Source organism: Bradyrhizobium sp. SZCCHNR1015 (assembly GCF_032489875.1).
GTDB lineage: Bacteria > Pseudomonadota > Alphaproteobacteria > Rhizobiales > Xanthobacteraceae > Bradyrhizobium.
In genome coordinates this window covers 225113-243860 of record NZ_JAUEYW010000010.1, presented here as the reverse complement: position 1 = coordinate 243860, position 18748 = coordinate 225113, and the positions used below count along the sequence as shown (strand labels likewise).

Annotated in this window: 14 protein-coding genes; 5 read left to right on the top strand and 9 right to left on the bottom strand. The window is 66.4% G+C overall.

The genetic code is table 11. From position 1 onward, the window contains the following. Positions 1 to 212: 212 nt before the first annotated feature. The 5 genes from QX128_RS18775 to metF all read right to left on the bottom strand — a co-directional run bounded on the left by QX128_RS18775 (position 213) and on the right by metF (position 8205). Positions 213 to 1235, bottom strand: coding sequence for an HlyD family secretion protein (locus QX128_RS18775; RefSeq protein ID WP_316238191.1), 1023 nt, complete (start codon positions 1233 to 1235; stop codon positions 213 to 215). Next, the gene (locus QX128_RS18770; RefSeq protein WP_316238190.1) at positions 1232 to 1951 is read right to left on the bottom strand and encodes an ABC transporter ATP-binding protein; all 720 of its coding nucleotides are present in this window, start codon (positions 1949 to 1951) and stop codon (positions 1232 to 1234) included. Before QX128_RS18770 ends, QX128_RS18775 begins: the two co-directional genes overlap by 4 nt. After that, the gene (locus QX128_RS18765) at positions 1948 to 3081 is read right to left on the bottom strand and encodes an ABC transporter permease (RefSeq protein ID WP_316238189.1); all 1134 of its coding nucleotides are present in this window, start codon (positions 3079 to 3081) and stop codon (positions 1948 to 1950) included. Before QX128_RS18765 ends, QX128_RS18770 begins: the two co-directional genes overlap by 4 nt. A gap of 337 nt (positions 3082 to 3418) precedes the next feature. Beyond that, complete coding sequence (gene metH / locus QX128_RS18760; RefSeq protein WP_316238188.1) at positions 3419 to 7288, bottom strand: methionine synthase; 3870 nt, start codon at positions 7286 to 7288, stop codon at positions 3419 to 3421. Beyond that, the gene (gene metF / locus QX128_RS18755) at positions 7288 to 8205 is read right to left on the bottom strand and encodes a methylenetetrahydrofolate reductase [NAD(P)H] (protein WP_315805757.1); all 918 of its coding nucleotides are present in this window, start codon (positions 8203 to 8205) and stop codon (positions 7288 to 7290) included. The genes metH and metF overlap by 1 nt, the downstream gene beginning before the upstream one ends. Positions 8206 to 8577: 372 nt before the next feature. On the opposite strand from metF, the gene QX128_RS18750 reads away from it, so the two are divergent. Continuing rightward, positions 8578 to 9597 carry an LLM class flavin-dependent oxidoreductase gene (locus QX128_RS18750; RefSeq protein WP_315805758.1) on the top strand — a complete coding sequence of 340 codons (1020 nt, stop codon included), beginning with the start codon at positions 8578 to 8580 and terminating at the stop codon, positions 9595 to 9597. Positions 9598 to 9614: 17 nt separating this feature from the next. On the opposite strand, the gene QX128_RS18745 is transcribed toward QX128_RS18750, so the two are convergent. Continuing rightward, entirely contained in the window at positions 9615 to 10280 is a 666-nt protein-coding gene (locus tag QX128_RS18745) for an SDR family oxidoreductase (protein WP_316177205.1), read from the bottom strand. Positions 10281 to 10348: 68 nt separating this feature from the next. After that, positions 10349 to 11218, bottom strand: a complete 870-nt coding sequence (locus QX128_RS18740; RefSeq protein WP_316238187.1) for an NmrA/HSCARG family protein — start codon at positions 11216 to 11218, stop codon at positions 10349 to 10351. Between the two features lie 102 nt (positions 11219 to 11320). Between QX128_RS18740 and QX128_RS18735 the strand changes: the two genes are divergently transcribed. Beyond that, positions 11321 to 12211 carry a LysR family transcriptional regulator gene (locus QX128_RS18735; RefSeq protein ID WP_316238186.1) on the top strand — a complete coding sequence of 297 codons (891 nt, stop codon included), beginning with the start codon at positions 11321 to 11323 and terminating at the stop codon, positions 12209 to 12211. 7 nt (positions 12212 to 12218) lie between these two features. Here QX128_RS18735 and QX128_RS18730 read toward each other — a convergent pair whose 3' ends face one another. Further along, a complete protein-coding gene (locus tag QX128_RS18730) occupies positions 12219 to 13079 on the bottom strand; it encodes a prephenate dehydratase (RefSeq protein ID WP_315805762.1) in 861 nt (286 codons plus the stop codon). 34 nt (positions 13080 to 13113) lie between these two features. Next, on the bottom strand, positions 13114 to 13854 hold the full coding sequence (locus tag QX128_RS18725; RefSeq protein WP_316238185.1) for a 3-deoxy-manno-octulosonate cytidylyltransferase: 741 nt from the start codon (positions 13852 to 13854) through the stop codon (positions 13114 to 13116). A 250-nt stretch (positions 13855 to 14104) separates the two neighbouring features. On the opposite strand from QX128_RS18725, the gene QX128_RS18720 reads away from it, so the two are divergent. From QX128_RS18720 to QX128_RS18710, 3 genes are all read left to right on the top strand, one after another. Further along, positions 14105 to 14653, top strand: a complete 549-nt coding sequence (locus tag QX128_RS18720; RefSeq protein WP_316177215.1) for a c-type cytochrome — start codon at positions 14105 to 14107, stop codon at positions 14651 to 14653. A 373-nt stretch (positions 14654 to 15026) separates the two neighbouring features. Further along, the gene (locus QX128_RS18715; protein ID WP_316238218.1) at positions 15027 to 16871 is read left to right on the top strand and encodes an extracellular solute-binding protein; all 1845 of its coding nucleotides are present in this window, start codon (positions 15027 to 15029) and stop codon (positions 16869 to 16871) included. After that, positions 16868 to 18745, top strand: a complete 1878-nt coding sequence (locus tag QX128_RS18710; RefSeq protein ID WP_316238184.1) for an extracellular solute-binding protein — start codon at positions 16868 to 16870, stop codon at positions 18743 to 18745. The genes QX128_RS18715 and QX128_RS18710 overlap by 4 nt, the downstream gene beginning before the upstream one ends. Positions 18746 to 18748: the final 3 nt, after the last annotated feature.

The following is an 18748-nucleotide window of genomic DNA, read 5'->3' as shown; positions in this document are numbered from 1 at the left end:
CTCCCGTTCCTCACGGGGAGAGGGGCAGCCGCACGAGAAGTGTCAGCGGAAAGACCTGCACCCCCTCACCCGGATTGCATCTGGCGATGCAATCCGACCTCTCCCCGCAAGCGGGGCGAGGTGCACCGCGCCAGCGGCGAGAGATGTTCTCACCTCAGCCCGCCAAGAGAAGCTGTGCAGCCAGGCGCGGAGCGCAGTCGAGCCACCAGCCCTCACGGCCTGAAATACACGTCCACCTTCATGCCCACCGCGAACGGACCCGGCTCGGCGAGATCGACCAGCACTTCCACCACGTCGACATCGGTCATGTTGCGCTGGCTGAGCGCAGCCGTGCGGCTGCTCTCGACCAGCGGGGCGATGGCGGCGACCTTGCCGGCGACGTCGCGGCCCCGGAAGGCGTCGGAGCGGACCACGGCCTGCTGGCCGACCTTGATCTTGTCGAGGTCGCGCTGGTCGAGCTCGGCGCGCACGCGCAGCGAGGACGTATCGCCGAGCAGCACCAGCGGTGGCGTTGTCTGCGGCGAAGCGATCTCGCCGGTGCGCGCATTGACCTGCAGCACCGCGCCGTCGAGCGGCGCGCGGATGGTGAGCTTTTCCAACGTGGCGCGGGCGCCCTGCAGTTCGCTGCGGGCGACGTTGAGCTGGCCCTCGGCGCTGACCGGCAGCGGCGCATCCGCGGTGACCTTGCGCAGTTCGTCGGCCTGCTGCTCCAGCTTCGCCTGCGCGGCTGTCAGTTGCGTGCGTGCAGTGTCGACATCGGCATCGGTGCCGCGCCCGGCGCGCCGCTCGGCCACGGCCTTGTCGAGCGCAGCACGCGCGTCGAACACCGCCGCCTGCGCATCGGCGAGGCCGTCTTCGGCGCGGCGCCGCGGACCCGCGCCAGACGGCGTCGACTCCTTGTTGCGCACGCGCTTGCGCATCGCGACCTGCGCCTCGGCGCTGGCGAGCTGCGCGCGGGCTTCGGCGTCGCCGAGCCGCACCAGCGCCTGGCCGGCGAACACGGTCTCGTTCGGCTTGACCAGCACCTCCTGGATCAGCCCGACCACCGGCGCGCCAAGCTTGATCAGGCCGGATGCCGGCTCGACCCGGCCGGGTGCGACGGCCAGCCAGCGTTCCTCCTGGGCATTGGCGGCGCGCGCTGTCGGTGGAATCGAGGTCGGCGTGACGATGATCGCCAATGCAGCCGCGGCGACGAGCCCGAGCAGGTGAGCGCGTTCTGGAATTCCCGATATCATGCGTGCGAGACTTTCTTCATGGACTCGCCGCCGCTCTCCTCGCGGACGATGCGGCCGTCCTCGATGTGGATGACGCGATTGGCAAACGGCAGAATGCGCGGATCGTGCGTCACCACCAGCACCGCGCGCGACGGATCCCTGGCGATATCGGCGAGCAGGGTCATGATCGCCTGGCCGTTGGCGGTATCGAGTGCGCCGGTCGGCTCGTCGGCGAGAATGACCTGCGTCTTGCCGACGATGGCGCGGGCGATCGCGACGCGCTGCTGCTCGCCGCCCGAGAGCTGGCGCGGGAACGACCGCTTCTTCGGGCCGAGGCCGACCCTGTCGAGCACCTCGCGCGCCGCCTTCTTCGCCGCCCGCGCGCGCTCGCCGCGTACGTCGAGCGCGAGCCGGACGTTGTCCTCGGCGTTCAGCGTCGGAAACAGATGATAGGATTGGAAGATGAAGCCGATGCGCTCGCGGCGCAGCTTCGCCAGCGCCTCGGGATCGAGCCCCGCGACCGGCTGGTTGGCAACCCGCACGGTCCCGGCATCCGGCGTCATCAGGCAGCCCAGGATCGACAGCAGCGTCGTCTTGCCGCTGCCCGAGGGACCCATCAGCAGCGCCAGCTCGCCGCCCTTCAGCGACAGGCTCACGCCCTTCAGCGCCTGCACCCGGCCGGCCCCCTGGCCGAGGTGATGCACGAGATCGGTGGCCTCGAGCACGGTCTCGGTCATCGCGAGAACACCAGCGTCGGATCGATGCGCATGACCTTGAGGATCGCCGCGATCGCCGAGCCGATGCACATCGTCACCGTCAGCACGAACAGCGCGACCGTCAGCGCCGGCGTCATGATGACCGGCAGCGCCGATTCCGCCGTCGCCGCCGCCACGATCTTGCCGATGCCGGCGGCTCCGGCGAAGCCGACGATGGCGCTGAGCAGCGCCTGCCAGATGATGACGGTGTAGATGTAGCGGCTGGTCGAGCCGATCGCGCGCAGCGTCGCGAACTCGTTGATATGATCCTTTGTGCTGGAATAGAGCGTCTGCGCCACGATCACGGTGCCGACGATCAGTCCCAGCAGCGCGCCGGCGAATAGCGCCGCGCCGGCGCCGGTGCCGAACAGCCAGAACGAGCGGCTGCGGCTGCGGAACTCGGCTGCGGTCAGCACGTCGACGTTTCCGAGATTGCCGCGCAGCGCCTGCTGCACCGTGCCGAGATCGGCATCGGGCGTCAGCTTCACCAGCAGATAGGACGCCTTGTTCGGCGCGATGCCGGTATAGGTCCGCGCGCGCTCCACGTCGGTAAAAACGTAAGGCGTCGTCGTGAACGAGCGGATGCCCTTGGTCACCGCCATCACCTGCACCTTGCGATCGCGCAGCTCCGCGGCCTGCTCGACGCCGGTGATGCCGAGCCGCTCGAAATAGGTCCGGTCGATCGCGACCGCGCCCGGCACCGACAGGTCGTCCAGCCGTCCCTCCACCACGTTCCAGGGATGCAGCCCGAGTCCGCGCAGCTCCGAGCCGACCACGAACACCGGCGTCGTCGTGCCCTGCGGCAGCCGCCATTGCGCATAGCCGATCACCAGCGGCGTCGCCTCCGCCACGCCGGGAACCGCAAGCGCGCGAAACCGCTGCCGCTCGTCGAGCAGCGAGGGGTCCTCGAAGCATTTGGTTCCGACTGGCATGATCCACAGCTCGGCGGGGGAATGGTCGATCATGGTCGTGACCATGCGGCGGAAGCCGACATAGAGACCCATCTGCACGGTCACCAGCACGATCGAGAAGATGATGCCGATGATGGTCGCGATGAAGCGCAGCCTGTCATGAAACAGGTTTCGCGACGCAAGCCTGAACTGCAACGACATGAACCAAAACCACCCGAAGGCCCCGGGCCTATTTCAGCCGGTTACGGCGGCGATGTCCACGCCGCATCGCCTGGCGGCGACTGTGGCGCCTTGTCATTCGGAGCGGTCGTGGCGCTGGAGACACGGAGGATGGCTCCAACCCTCGGTGTCGCGAACGCCGATGAGAGGCGAGAGCCGTCCGCCACCACGAGGTGTCGTCCCGGCGAACGCAGGGACCCATAACCCCGGAAAGTTGTTGGTGAGCTCGGTCTCCGCGATCGCGTACGACCGATACATCACGCGGTATGGGTCCCCGCGTTCGCCGGGACGACAGTTGTGGGCGTGGTGACTGGGCCGGTTACTTCGCGCCGACCGCCTTCTTGCGCCAGGCCAGATGCACGGCGCAGGTGCAGCCGGCCGGATGACTGGCGAGCTCCGCGGGCGCGGCGTCGTTGGCTGCTGCGGGAGCGGGCGCAGCGGTTGCGCGAGGCGTCTCTGCCTGCTGGCCGCCCCTCGCCGGGATGTAGTTCAGGATCGGCGCCAGCCAGCGCTCGACCTCGGTCACCGTCATGCCCTTGCGCGCGGCGTAGTCCTCGACCTGGTCGCGCTCGATCTTGCCGACGCCGAAATAGAAGCTCTCCGGCGAGGCGAAATAGAGGCCCGAGACCGACGAGCCCGGCCACATCGCAAAGCTCTCGGTCAAGCGGACGCCGGCATTCTTCTCGGCATCGAGCAGCTCGAACAAGGTCGCCTTCTCGGTGTGGTCGGGCTGCGCCGGATAGCCGGGGGCCGGGCGGATGCCCTGATACTTCTCCAGGATCAGGTCATCGGCGGAGAGCGCCTCGTCCGGGGCGTAGGCCCAGAACTCGCGGCGGACGCGGGCATGCAGGCGTTCGGCAAAGGCTTCGGCGAGGCGGTCGGCCAGTGCCTTGACCAGGATCGAGGAGTAGTCGTCATTGGCGTTCTTGAAGCGGTCGGCGACGGCGTCCTCGCCGAGGCCCGTCGTGACGACGAAGCCGCCGACATAGTCCGGCACGCCGGCATCCACAGGCGCGACGAAATCGGACAACGCGGTGTTGAAGCGGCCCTCGCGCTTCTCGAGTTGCTGCCGCAGCGTGTGCAGCGTCGCGATCTCCTGGGTGCGGCCGTCGTCGGCATAGAGCACGATGTCGTCGCCGACGGCGTTCGCCGGCCAGAAGCCGATCACGGCGCGCGCCGTGAACCACTTCTCGTCGACGATGCGCTCGAGCATCTTCAGCGCGTCGTCATACAGCGCCCGCGCGGCCTCGCCGACCTTGGCATCGTCGAGGATGCCAGGAAAACGACCGGCGAGCTCCCAGGTCTGGAAGAACGGAGTCCAGTCGATATAGGGCACGAGCTCGGCGAGGTCATAGTCGACGAACGTCTTGGTGCCGAGGAAGGTCGGCTTCACCGGCTTCGCCTTGGCGAAGTCGATCTTCGGCGCGTTGGCGCGCGCGTCCCTCAGCGACAGCCGCTTCTTATCGGCCTGGCCGCGCAGATGCGCTGCGGCGATCTTCTGGTACTCGCCGCGGATGTCGGCGGCGTAGGCGTCCTTGCGCTCGGGCGACAGCAGCGACGAGGCGACGCCGACGGCGCGGCTGGCGTCGTTGACGTGCACCACCGGACCGCCCTGATAGTTCGGGTCGATCTTGACGGCGGTGTGGACGCGGCTCGTCGTGGCGCCGCCGATCAAGAGCGGCAAGTTCAGGCCCTGGCGCTCCATCTCGGACGCCAGATACGCCATCTCGTCGAGCGAGGGCGTGATCAGGCCGGACAGGCCGATGATGTCGGCGTTCTCGGCCTTCGCCGTCTCGATGATCCTGGCGGCGGGCACCATGACGCCGAGGTCGATGACCTCGAAATTGTTGCACTGGAGCACGATGCCGACGATGTTCTTGCCGATGTCGTGGACGTCGCCCTTGACGGTGGCGAGCACGATCTTGCCGGCGTTGGAGCGCTCATTGGCGCGGCCCTTGTTGGCGGCCTTCTCCGCCTCCATGAACGGCATCAGATAGGCGACCGCCTGCTTCATCACGCGCGCCGACTTCACCACCTGCGGCAGGAACATCTTGCCGTCGCCGAAGAGGTCGCCGACCACGTTCATGCCGGCCATCAGCGGGCCTTCGATGACGTCGAGCGGCCGCGTCGAAGCGGCGCGGGCCTCTTCGGTGTCCACATCGATGAACTCGGTGATCCCATGCACCAGTGCGTGGCTCAGCCGCTTGCCGACCGGCCATTCGCGCCAGGCGAGATCGGCCTCCTTGGTCTGCTTGCCCTGGCCACGGAATTTCTCCGCGAGCGCCAGCAGCCGCTCGGACGCGCCGGGGTCGCGGTTGAGCACGACGTCCTCGCACACCTGGCGCAGCTCCGGATCGATGTCGTCATAGACGATCATCTGACCGGCATTGACGATGCCCATGTCCATGCCCGCCTTGATGGCGTGATACAGGAACACCGAATGCATGGCTTCGCGCACTGGCTCGTTGCCGCGGAACGAGAAGGAGAGATTGGACACGCCGCCGGAAATGTGGGCATGCGGCAGGTTTTGGCGGATCCAGCGTGTCGCTTCGATGAAGTCGACGCCGTAGTTGTTGTGTTCCTCGAGCCCGGTAGCGATCGCGAAGATGTTCGGATCGAAGATGATGTCTTCCGGTGGGAAGCCGACCGTCTCGACCAGGATCTTGTAGGCGCGGGCGCAGATCTCGGTCTTGCGCTTGTAGGTATCCGCCTGGCCGGTCTCGTCGAATGCCATCACCACGACCGCGGCGCCGTGCCGGCGCGCGATCTTCGCTTCGTGAATGAACTTCTCCTCGCCCTCCTTGAGCGAGATCGAGTTCACCACCGGCTTGCCCTGCACGCATTTCAGGCCGGCCTCGATGACGTGGAATTTCGAGGAGTCGACCATCACCGGCACGCGGGCGATGTCCGGCTCGGCGGCGACGAGGTTGAGGAAGGTCCGCATCGCGGCTTCCGAATCGAGCAGGCCCTCGTCCATGTTGACGTCGATGACCTGGGCGCCGTTCTCGACCTGGTCGCGCGCGACCTGCAGCGCCGCGGTGTAGTCGCCGGCGGTGATCAGCTTGCGGAATTTCGCCGAGCCGGTGACGTTGGTGCGCTCGCCAACATTGACGAAGGGAATGGCGGGCGTCAGCTCGAACGGCTCCAGGCCCGACAGCCGCAGCCGCGGCGCGATCTCGGGCACGGCGCGCGGCTTGTGCGGGGCAACGGCGGCGGCGATCGCGGCGATATGGTCGGGGGTGGTGCCGCAGCAGCCGCCGACGATGTTGACGAGGCCGGCCGACGCGAACTCGCCGATCAGCCGCGCCATGTAGGCCGGCGTCTCGTCATACTGACCGAACTCGTTGGGCAGGCCGGCATTGGGATAGGCACAGACCAGCGTGTCGGCGACGCGGCCGATGTCGGCGACATGCGCGCGCAGATCCTCGGCGCCGAGCGCACAGTTGAAGCCGATGGTCAGCGGCTTGGCATGACGGACCGAATTCCAGAACGCCTCCGGCATCTGGCCCGAGAGCAGGCGGCCGGACTTGTCGGTGATGGTGCCCGAGATCATCACGGGCACATCGATGCCGCGCTCCTCGCAGAGCTCGGCGATGGCGTACAGCGCCGCCTTGGCGTTGAGCGTGTCGAAGATGGTCTCGAGCAGCAGGATGTCGGCGCCGCCATCCAAGAGCCCGCGCGCCTGCTCGCCATAGGCGGGCCGGAGATCGTCGAAGGTCACGGCGCGGTAGCCGGGGTTCGACACGTCAGGCGAGATCGAGGCGGTGCGGTTGGTCGGACCCATCGCGCCGGCAACGAAGCGCTGTTTGCCGTCCTCGGCGGCGACGCGGGTCGCGGCATTGCGGGCGAGCCGGGCGCCCTCGCGGTTGAGCTCGTAGATGATGTCGGAGAGGTCGTAATCGGCCTGCGCGATCGAGGTCGCCGAGAACGTATTGGTGGCGACGATATCGGCCCCGGCGCGCAGATATTGCGCGTGGATGTCCTCGATCGCCGCGGGCTGCGTCAGGATCAGCAGGTCGTTGTTGCCGCGGAGGTCGCGATGGAAGTCGCGGAACCGCTCGCTGCGGAAGGCGGCCTCGTCGAGCTGCAGCGCCTGGATCATCGTGCCCATGGCGCCGTCGAGAATCAGGATGCGCTCGCGGGCAGCGGCAAGGAAGGCGGTACGCGCTGGAGATACAGGGGCGGACATCAGGCGGCAGCCTTGTTGGCGGACTTCGGACGGATGCCGAGCAGATGGCTGATCGCGAACACGAGGTCGGCGCGGTTCATGGTGTAGAAATGGAAGGTGTCGACGCCGTGCTTGGCGAGCTTTTGCACCTGGCCTGCGGCGACGGTCGCCGCGACCAGCTTGCGGGTCTCGGGATCGTCGTCGAGACCGTCGAATTTTTCGGCCAGCCAGTCCGGCACCGTCGTGCCGGCGCGGGTCACGAAGCCGCGCGCCTGCTTGAAATTGTGCATCGGCATGATGCCGGGCACGATCGGGATCGTGATGCCGCGGGCGCGGACACGGTCGAGGTATCGGAAGTAGAGATCGTTGTCGAAGAACACCTGGGTGATGGCGCGGGTGGCGCCGGCGTCGACCTTGGCCTTGAGCATGTCGATGTCGGCGTCGAAGTCGCGGCTCTCGGGGTGCTTCTCCGGATAGGCCGAGACCGAGACCTCGATATCGGGATGGCGCTTCTTGATGCCGGCGATCAGCTCGGGCGAGCTCTGATAGCCTTCGGCATGGGTGTAGTAGGGCGTGCCGATGCCGCCGGGCGGATCGCCGCGCAGCGCCACAATGTGGCGGACGCCGACCTCGTGATAGCGGTCGACGACCTCGTCGATCTCGTGGCGCGAAGCGCCGACGCAGGTGAGATGCGCCGCCGGCAGCAGCGCGGTTTCCTTCAGGATGCGCGCGATCGTGGCGTGGGTGCGCTCGCGCGTCGAGCCGCCGGCACCATAGGTCACCGAGACGAAGCTCGGCTCCAGCGGGGCGAGGCGCTCGATCGAGGCCCACAGCGTCCGGTCCATCTCCTCGGTCTTCGGCGGGAAGAACTCGAACGAGATCTTCGGCCGGGGAATCGCGGTGTGGCCGTCGGCAATGGCGGTGGCGAGGTCGGTCATGGCAACGCAGGTTCCGGCTGGGGCGTAAATTTCAACTCAAGAGGGGATCGGCCTCTGGATGTGCCAAGATAAGGGAAGGGCGCTGCAATAAACAGCCCACCAGAAATGGGATTTGGCCCACTGATATGGCAAGAAGCGGATTTTTGAGGAGCTATTGGAAATCCAGAGTGGGACGATAAAGGTAAACAATATCAAAGGTTATCGATTACGGCGAAGGGTTTTTTATCAATTCTGAATGTGGGATAGTTTGGTTTTGTTGATGTATACAATCGTATTGTCCCAACATTAGGTCCAGCCATCCACTGCATTTCCGGCAGGTCACCATCGCTTCCAGCCCATTGTGGCGCGCCTCGCAGTCATTAGGTTGAAGCCATGATCCCGATTTCAGTCCTCGACCTCTCCGTCACCACCACCGCCACGCCGGCGTCAGTGGCGCTGCGTAACAGCATCGACCTGGCCCGTCACGTCGATCAGCTCGGCTACGTCCGCTACTGGCTGGCCGAGCACCACAGCCTGCCGTCGGTGGCGAGCCCGTCGCCCGACATCATGATTGGGCAGATCGCGGCAGCGACGCAGCACATCCGCGTCGGCTCCGGCGGCGTGATGCTGCCCAACCATGCGCCGCTGGTGGTCGCGGAGCGCTTCAAGATGCTGGAGGCACTGTTTCCCGGCCGGATCGATCTCGGCCTGGGCCGCGCGCCCGGCACCGACGGCACCACGGCCTATGCGCTGCGCAGCCGGCTCGACCGTCGTGAGGGCGATGACTTCCTGGAGCGGCTGCATGAGCTGATGCTGTGGGAGACCCGCGAGTTCCCCGCCGGCCATCCCTACAACAACGTGATCGCCATGCCCGATGATGCGCCGCTGCCGCCGATCTGGCTGCTCGGCTCCAGCGACTATTCCAGCGAGCTGGCGGCGCAGCTCGGCATGGGGTTCGGCTTCGCGCATCATTTCGCGAGCCACGATGCCGTGGATGCGATGCGGACCTACCGCGCGCATTTCACACCGTCGCGCTGGCGCTCGCAGCCGCATGCGATCCTGGCAGTCGCAGTGGTGACAGCCGAGACCGACGCCGAGGCCGAGCGGCTGGCGTCGTCGATGGACCTCAACCGCTTGCGGCGCGACCGCGGCCAGTTCCTGCCGCTGCCGAGCCCGGAGGAAGCGGCGGCGTACATGTATACAGACGCGGACCGGGCCTCGATCGCGCGCAACCGCTCGCGGCTGTTCGTGGGCGCGCCGGCGACGGTGCGGGCCAAGCTCGATCCGATGATCGCAGCGAGCCAGGCCGACGAGCTGATGGTGATCACCGCGATCTACGATCACGACGCCCGCAAGCGCTCCTACAGCCTGCTCGCCGACGCCTTCGGCCTCGAGCGGAAGGCGGCGGCATAAGCAGGACGGCGCTGGTCTCACCATGTGATCAGCGGCGAGCGATGCAGAAAGCTGTCGTCGCTCACCTGGTCCACCACGAAGCGCGCGACGTCGGCCCGCGCAATCGTGCCGCCGTGAAAGCCGGCGAGATCCGTCAGTGCACGCAGCTTCTGCCCGCCAGGCTTGTCGTTCAGCATGGCGGGGCGAACGATGAGCCAATCGAGCCCGCTGTCGCGAATGACGGCCTCCTGCCGGTTCTTGTCCGCGTAGACGTTGCGCAGCAGCAGCGGCAGGATCAGCCGGTCGTAGACGAAGCCGCCATGGCCGCGGCTGTCGCCGGCGCCGATGCCGGTGATGGCGACCAGACGCGCGACATGCTCGGCCTTCATCGCGTTGACGAGCGCGCGCGTCGAGGTCGAGAGCGTCGTGACCTCGCGGAATGGACTGAGCGGTGTGCCCAGTGAGCTGATCACGGCGTTCTGTCCCTTGAGCGCCTTGCGCAGCGTAGCTTCGTCGCGGGCATCGCCGACGATCAATTGCGCGCCTTGCAGATCCCCGGCCCTCTCCGGCGAGCGCACCAGCGCGGTGACGTGATGGCCGCGCGCCAGCGCGTCGCGCACGATCAGCCGTCCGGTGCCGCCGGTCGCGCCGAGCACGAGGATGTTGGGCTTCATGGTGACGCCATCGTTCGTTTGATTGGTCATGATGACCTCCTTGGATTGCGCGGGACGCTCTCATGGAGACGTCCCGCAGACGCATGGGGTGTGTGCCGTCAGGCGACGGTCGCGCTCTCGGCGACGAAGTCGCGATAGGAGCGCAAGGGGCGGCCGAGCAGCGCGGTCAGGCGGGCGACGTCGCCATCGTCCGGCACCATGCCGTCGGTCTGAAAGCGCTCGCTCATCAGCCGCATGTCGAACGCCATCCAGCTCGGCATGACCTGCCGCAGATTGGTCTCGAAGCCCGCGGTGTTGTCGCCGCCATAGCCGATCGGACGCCCCAGCACCTCGGACCAGACAGCGGCGGCATCGGCGCCGGTCAGCGTGTCCGGGCCGACAAGGTTGATCCGCGTCAGCGGCAGCGGCGTCGAGGACTGCTCGCGGCGGATCAGCTCGATGGCCGCGATCTCGCCGATGTCACGGGCATCGATCATCGCGAGGCCTTTGCTGCCGATCGGCATCGGATACACGCCGTAGCCGCGCACGACGTCCCTGATCGTGAGATCGTTGTTCATGAAGTAGGCCGGCCGCAGGATGGTGGCGTTGAGGCCCATCTGCTCGATCATCCGCTCGACGGCGAATTTGCCGGCGAAGTGCGGCACGTTGACGTAGACGTCGCTGTGGATCACCGAGAGATAGACGATCCGCTCGATGCCGGCCTCGCGAGCGATGTTGAGCGCGACCAGCGCCTGGGTGAATTCGTCTGATGTGACGGCGTTGAGCAGAAACAGCGTCGAGACGCCAGAGAACGCGCCGCGGAGCGAATCGATGTCGAGCAGGTCGCCTTGGGCGATCTGAACGCCCGCTGGAAAGTTGGCCTTGGCGGGATCGCGGACGAGGGCGCGGACATCGGCGCCGCGCTTGACGAGCTGTTCGACGACGCGGCGGCCGACATTTCCAGTGGCGCCGGTCACGAGGATGGTCATGGGGATCACTCCGGGTTGGTTGTTGGGACACCCGGAAGATATCGATCCACACGCGAGCCAATAGACGCTATATCTGGACAGGTCGTCTCACTGGTGGAACGGATGGATCTGCTTGCGCTCGCCGATTTCAACCTCGTCGCCCGCCACGGCGGCTTCGGCCGTGCCGCCCGCGCCAGCGGTCGTCCCAAGGCAACGCTGTCCCGCCGGGTCGGCGAGCTGGAAGCGAGCCTGGATCTCAGGCTCATCGAGCGCGGCGGACGCGCGCTGAAGCTGACCGAGGAGGGGCGGGCGCTGTTCGAGCGCGCGGGGGCGCTGCTGACCGAGCTCGACGAGACGGTCGCCGCCATTTCCTCCGGCGGCGACAAGCCGCGCGGCCGGTTGCGGATCAGTGCGCCGCTGCTGTTCTCGCAGACCGCGATGGGCAAGCTCGCCGCCGCGTTTGCGCTTCGATATCCGGAGGTCCGTCTCGACGTGACCACCGACGACCGCACCGTCGACATGGTCGAGGAAGGCTATGACCTGGTGATCCGGGTCAATCCCGATCCCGATGAAAGTCTGGTTGGACGCATCTTCCTGCGCGACCAACTGGTGGTCGTGGCGAGCCCAGGCCTGACGCGGCCGGCGGATCACGCCGTCATTCCAGCGGTCGTGCGCGGCAGCGATCAGAACGCAGTCTGGGAGGTGAAAGGGCCGGCGGAACGATCGCGCATCGCGTTCGACCCCATCCTTCGCCTGTCGTCGCTGATCATGGTTCGCGATGCGGTCCGCGCGGGCGTCGGCGCCGCGTGCCTGCCGCTGTCGCTCGTCAGCCACGATCTGGCGGCCGGCCGGCTGGCGCATTGGGGCGATCTGGACGCGCCCGCCATCGCGCTGTGGACGCTCTATCCATCGCGCCGGCTGCTGAGCGCGCGCGTCTCCGCCTTCCTCGAGCATCTGAAGGCGGCGTTCCCGACGGGAACGCCCGCGGAGCTCGCGGCCTATCTCGAAGCGTGAGCCCCGATCACTCCATCCGCTCGCTGAAGGTCGCGCGGAACGGATGCGCCGGATAGACGCCGACGATGCGCAGCTCGCGCGAGAAGAACTTCAGCTCCTCCAGCGCGAAGGCCAGCCCCTTGTCGTTGGGATGGCCGTCGACGTCGGCGTAGAACTGCGTGGCGAAGAAGTTGCCGTCGACCATGTAGCTCTCGAGCTTGGTCATGTTGACGCCGTTGGTGGCGAAGCCGCCGAGCGCCTTGTACAGCGCGGCCGGCAGGTTGCGGACGCGGAACACGAAGCTCGTCACCAAGGGTCCGGAATTCTGCTCGGCCCACTGCTCCTGGCGCGCCAGCACGACGAAGCGGGTGGTGTTGTGGGCCTCGTCCTCGATGTCCTCGGCGAGGATGTCGAGGCCGTAGATCTCGGCGGCCAGCCGCGAGGCGATTGCCGCCACGCTCTTGTCGCCGCGCTGCGAGACGTCCCGCGCGCTGCCCGCGGTGTCGCCGGCGACGATCGGCCGGACGCCGAGCTGGCGGATGATGCGGCGGCACTGGCCGAGCGCGTGGACGTGGCTCTCGACCGTCTTGATGTCGGCGAGCTTGGTGCCCTTCAGCGCCATCAGCTGGTGGCGCACCGGCAGGAACCATTCGCCGATGATGTAGAGGCCCGAGGCCGGCAGCAGATGGTGGATGTCGGCGACGCGGCCGGCGACCGAGTTCTCGATCGGGATCATGCCGAGATCGGCCTCGCCGGAGGAGATCGCGCTCAGCGCGTCCTCGAAGGTCGCGCAGGGCATGGCCTCGGCGGTCGGATAGGCCTCGGAGATGGCGATGTGGGAATTGGCTCCCGGCTCGCCCTGGAATGCGATTTTCAAGATCTTGCTCATGGTGGGCCTTCTAGCAGCTCAAGCCTTTGTCAAATTAAGCCTTGGACAGCAGCCGGCGTGCGGTTTCGAGGTCGGCCGGGGTGTCGACGCCGCGGGGCACGGCGTCGACCACCATCACGTCGATGCGCATGCCGGCCTCCAGCGCCCGCAGCTGTTCCAGCTTCTCCTGCTGCTCCAGCGGCGATGGCGGCAGGCTGACGAAGCGCTCCAGCGCCGCCCGGCGGTAGGCGTAGAGGCCGATGTGATGGTACCTCGGTCCGTCGCCATGCGGCGCCGTGGCCCGGGTGAAATACAGCGCGCGCAGGCGCCGTCCACCGACAGGCGAGCCGACCGCCTTGACGACGTTCGGATTGAGGCTCTCCTCCTCGGTATGGATCTGCGCGGCAAGGGTCGCGATGTCGACCGCGGGATCCTCGAGCGGCGGCAGCACGTCGCTGATATTCTGCGGGTCGATGGTCGGAAAGTCGCCCTGCAGATTGACCACGATCTCGGCCTCGCGGGCCGGGTCGAGCTTGCACATGGCCTCGTAGATGCGGTCTGACCCCGAGGGATGATCCGGCCTGGTCATGACCACTTCGCCGCCCGCGGCAGCGACGGCGTCCGCGATCTCCGGCGTGTCGGTCGCCACCGCCACCCGGCCGATTCCCGCCTCCTGGGCGCGGCGGAGCACCTGCACGATCATCGGGAGGCCTGCGATGTCGAGCAGCGGCTTGCCGGGCAGGCGGGTCGAGGCCATGCGGGCCGGGATCAGCACGAGGATTTTGGACTTGGTCATCCGGGAAACGGCAGGTCGGAGCCGGTCGCAACAGCGCGGCCGGGCTTGATGGGGACAGCGAAAGCGGCCCGCTTATACGGGTTGCCAGAGCACGGGCAAACCGATATCTCACTTCTGCCGCAGGGGGAGGCGCGACGGCTCGATTCCGCTCGATGCCTTCACGAGTCCTTTCTCGAATCCTGGGGCGACTCACGGTCGCGGCCCCGCGGCCCCCAAGCAATGAAATCCGCCCTCGGAGCCTGATTCCAAAATGGACTCCTTCGAACTGAACAAAATCCTCGGCGCCGTCCTGGCCGCCTGTCTGGTCGTGCTGGTCACGAGCTTTTCCGCCGGCGCGCTGTTCGCGCCGAAAATGCCGGAGAAGCCGGGTTTCGAGATCGCGGTGAAGGAGGCCGAGGGCGCAGGCAAGGAAGCCGCTGCGCCGGCCGCGGCCGAGCCGATCGAGAAGCTGCTGCAGACCGCCTCGGTCGAGAAGGGCGCCGCCGCTGCCAAGAAGTGCGCGGCCTGCCACACCTTCGACAAGGGCGGCAAGAATGCCGTCGGCCCGAACCTCTACGGCATCGTCGGCGACAAGGTCGGCGAAGGCCGCGGCTTCAAATTCTCGGCAGCGATGGCGGCCAAGGGCGGCACTTGGACGATCGAGGAACTCAACCACTTCATCGCCAATCCGAAGGGTTACATCCCGGGCACCGCGATGGGTTTTGCCGGCATCCAGAAGGACTCGGAGCGCGCCGACGTGCTGGCTTACCTGAACTCGCTGTCGGACAATCCGGCGCCGCTGCCGACCGCAGCCAAGTGATCGGCTGCTGATCCCCAATTTCCGACGGCCGGGCCCCAAGCCCGGCCGTTTTGCTTTGCGGGGCGAATTTCGCCGCATTTGGGACCTTTGGTCGCATCCACCTCGTTCACAACCCGGTATCATGAGGAAAAAGCAAGGTTATTGGTCGAAACCTTGCCGTATATTGGTCCCCTGAATGGAACGGGTTCACGGGCTGGAGCACCCTGGCTGAGGCCGGCGAAACCTGCCCTTGCGAATTGGGTTACGATCGAACGTTGGATCTTTGAGCAGCAGCGGCCACGGCCGACCACCTGCTTCAAGCGGTCTTATTCAGAGGAAGTCTCATTTGACGATTACCCGACGACAGCTCCTGCAGAGCAGCGTCTTCGCTGCGATGACCCCGGCGCTCGGCACCGCCGCCAGCCTCGTCCCGCTCGACGCCGCGCAGGCGCAGGCCGGCGAGCAACTGGTCTGGCGCCACGGCCTGTCGCTGTTCGGCGAGATCAAGTACCCGGCCGACTTCAAGCGCTTCGACTACGTCAATCCCGACGCGCCCAAGGGCGGCACAGCCCGGATGATCTCGCTCGGCACCTTCGACAATTTCAACATCGTCGTGATGTATGTGAAGGGCAACATCGCGTCCGCGGCGGGGCTGGTCTACGAGACCCTGATGACGCGGTCGCAGGACGAGGTGTCGACCGAATACGGCCTGCTCGCCGAGTCGGCGGCCTATCCGGACGACTACTCCTGGGTCATCTACCGCCTGCGCAAGGAAGCCCGCTGGAACGACGGCAAGCCGGTGACGCCCGGGGACGTCATCTTCTCGCTCGACGTCCTGAAGAAGAACAGCCCGCACTATTCGTCCTACTACCGCCACGTCGTGAAGGCCGAGAAGACCGGCGATCTCGAGGTCAAGTTCACCTTCGACGGTCCGGGCAATCGCGAGCTGCCGCACATCGTCGGCGAGCTGCTGGTGCTGCCGAAGCATTGGTGGGAAGGCACCGACGCGCAAGGGCGCAAGCGCGACGTCACCGCGACGACGCTGGAGCCGCCGCTCGGGTCGAGCCCGTATCGCATCAAGGAATTCGTGCCCGGCCGCTCGATCAAGATGGAGCGCGTCAAGGACTACTGGGGCGCCAGCCTGCCGGTCCAGATCGGCCAGAACAATTTCGACGAGCTGCAGTTCGAATATTTCCGCGACAACATCGTCGCCCTCGAGGCCTTCAAGGCCGACCAGGCCGACTGGATCAACGAGAACTCCGCCAAGCAATGGGCGACGGCCTACGACTTCCCGGCCATCAACGACAAGCGCGTGGTCAAGGACGAATTCCCGATCAGCGATTCCGGCCGCATGCAGGGCTTCGCCTTCAACCTGCGGCGTCCGCAATTCCAGGACGCGCGGCTGCGGCGCGCCTTCAACTACGCCTTCGATTTCGAGGAGATGAACAAGCAGCTGTTCTACGGCCAGTACAAGCGGATCAACAGCTACTTCGAAGGCACCGATCTGGCCTGTTCCGGGCTGCCGCAGGGCCAGGAGCTGCAGATCCTCGAGGAGCTGCGCGACAAGGTGCCGCCGGACGTGTTCACTACGGTCTACCAGGCCCCGGTGGGCGGCAATCCCGAGAACGTTCGCGCCAATCTGCGAGAGGCCACCAGGCTGCTGAAGGACGCAGGCTTCGAGATCAAGGACCGCAAGCTCGTCGATCCCGCCGGCAAGCCGGTCACGGTCGAACTCCTGGTCCAGGACCCGTCGTCCGAGCGCATCGTGCTGTTCTACAAGCCGTCGCTGGAGCGCCTCGGCGTCGCGGTGACGGTCCGCCAGGTCGATAACGTCCAGTATGAGAACCGGGTGCGCACCTTCGACTACGACATGATCATCGACGTCTGGGGGCAGTCGCTGTCGCCCGGCAACGAGCAGCGCGATTTCTGGGGCTCCAAGGCCGCCGACGAGCCCGGCTCGAAGAACACGATTGGCATCAAGAATCCCGCCGTCGACGCGCTGATCGAGAAGATCATCTACGCCAAGGATCGCGCCTCGCTCGAAGCCGCGACGCACGCGCTGGATCGGGTGCTGCTGTGGAATTTCTACGTCGTCCCGCAGTTCACCTATCCGTTTTCGCGCAGCGCGCGCTGGGACCGCTTCAGCCATTTCACGCCATTCCCGAAATATGCGCGGTCCGGCTGGCCGAATCTGTGGTGGTACGATGCCGACAAGGCCGCCAAGGTGAAGCGCTCTTGAGCCGGCTTTCTCATTTGTCGCGGCGCGGCGTGCTCGGGCTTGGGCTCGGCGCGCTCACGGCGCCGTTGCTCACGCCGGCCAAGGCCGCGGAGTTCGGCGCCGAGGCCCACGGCATGTCGGCGTTCGGCGATTTGAAATATCCCGCCGACTTCCGGCAGTTCGACTACGTCAATCCCGACGCGCCGAAGGGCGGGCTGTTCTCGCTGATCCCCTCGGTGCGCGCCTACAACCAGTCCTACCAGACGTTCAACTCGTTCAATGCCTATGTCCTCAAGGGCGAGGGCGCCCAGGGCATGGATATGACGTTCGCGACCTTGATGGTGCGCGCGAGCGACGAGCCGGACGCGGTGTATGGGCTGGTCGCGAAGTCCGTCGCGATATCAGCGGACAAGCTGAGCTATCGTTTCACGCTCCGTCCCGAGGCGTGCTTCCACGACGGCACGAAGATCACGGCACATGACGTCGCGTTCTCGCTGAACACCTTGAAGGAAAAGGGCCACCCGCTGATCGTCGTGCAGTTGCGCGACTTCATCAAGGCCGAGGCGCTCGACGATGCGACCGTCGTGGTGAGCTTCGTCGAGAAGCGCGCGCGCGACGTGCCGCTCTATGTCGTGACCCTGCCGATCTTCTCCAAGGCCTGGTACGCCAACCGCGCCTTCGACGAGAACCCGCTCGACGTGCCGCTTGGCTCCGGCCCGTACAAGGTCGGCAAATACGAGATCAACCGCTATGTCGAGTTCGAGCGCGTCAAGGACTGGTGGGCCGCCGATCTGCCGGTCAGCCGCGGCATGTATAATTTCGACATCGTCCGCTACGAGTTCTATCGCGACCGCGACGTCGCCTTCGAGGGCTTCACCGCCAAGAGCTATCTGTTCCGCGAGGAGTTCACCTCGCGCATCTGGGCGACGCGCTACGATTTCCCGGCGATCAAGGACGGCCGCGTCAAGCGCGAGCTGCTGCCGGACGAGACGCCGTCCGGCGGACAGGGCTGGTTCATCAACACCCGCCGCGACAAGTTCAAGGAGCCGCGCGTCCGCCAGGCGCTGACCTACGCGTTCGACTTCGAATGGACCAACAAGACCATCATGTACGGCGCCTATGCGCGCACCGTGTCGCCGTTCCAGAACTCCGACATGGTCGCGGTCGGGCCGCCGTCGCCGGAGGAGCTGAAGCTCCTCGAGCCGTTCCGCGGCCAGGTGCCCGACGATGTGTTTGGCGAGCCCTTTGTCCCTCCCGTCTCCGATGGCTCGGGGCAGGATCGCACGCTGCTGCGCAAGGCCACGCAACTGCTGCAGCAGGCCGGCCTGCCGGTGAAGGACGGCAAGCGGCTGCTACCGAATGGCGAGGTGTTCGCGATCGAGTTCCTGATCGACGAGGTCTCGTTCAAGCCGCATCACGGCACCCTGATCAAGAACCTGCAGACGCTCGGCATCGACGCCGATCTGCGCATCGTCGACGCCGTGCAGTATCGCGCCCGGGTCGAGGATTTCGATTTCGACATCACGGTGCAGCGGCTGTCGATGTCGCCGACCCCCGGCGACAGCCTGCGGCCGTATTTCACCTCGGACGCGGCCAAGACCAAGGGCTCCTACAATCTCGGCGGCATCAGCAATCCCGCGATCGACGCGCTGGTCAACAAGGCGATTTCGGCGGAGACCCGCATCGAGCTGACCTTGGCCTGCCGGGCGCTTGATCGCGTGTTCCGCGCCGGCCACTACTGGATACCGCAATGGTATCGCCAGACCCACCCGATCGCCTATTGGGATCAGTTCAGCCACCCGCCGAAGCCGCCGAAATACGCCTCGGGCGTCGGCGCCCCCGACATCTGGTGGTACGATGCCGCCAAAGCCGCAAAGCTGGAGCAGGCGAAGTAGTTC